Here is a 284-nt window from a genome sequence, read left to right as displayed (position 1 = left end):
GCGATGTCGATCAGGCTTTCATATTCGCCGTCGGTGATGCCCTCGAAGCGGTCCTGGACGCGATGCTGGATGCCGCGGATCTCGCGGTCGATGATGCAGTGACCCTCGCGGAACACGCCGCGCAGCGCCGAGCGCATGCCTTCTTCGGTGGCCGATTTCAGCACGTAGCCATAGACCGACCCCGGCGGCACGATGCGCGCCACGCCGCGGACATAGGCCTCGTCGGCGAAATTCGACCAGAACAGGATGTGCGTGCCGGCATGGCGGTTCCAGATCGACCGGGC

Annotated in this window: 1 pseudogene; it reads right to left on the bottom strand. The window is 65.5% G+C overall.

Annotated elements, in window-relative coordinates:
• Window positions 1-284: pseudogene (locus EN852_RS40120) on the bottom strand (response regulator transcription factor); the annotation flags it as partial.

This window comes from Mesorhizobium sp. M2E.F.Ca.ET.209.01.1.1 (genome assembly GCF_004010375.2).
In the GTDB taxonomy this organism is placed as follows: domain Bacteria; phylum Pseudomonadota; class Alphaproteobacteria; order Rhizobiales; family Rhizobiaceae; genus Mesorhizobium.
The sequence above is the reverse complement of the archived record's forward strand: the minus strand, read 5'-3'. Positions and strand labels throughout refer to the sequence as shown.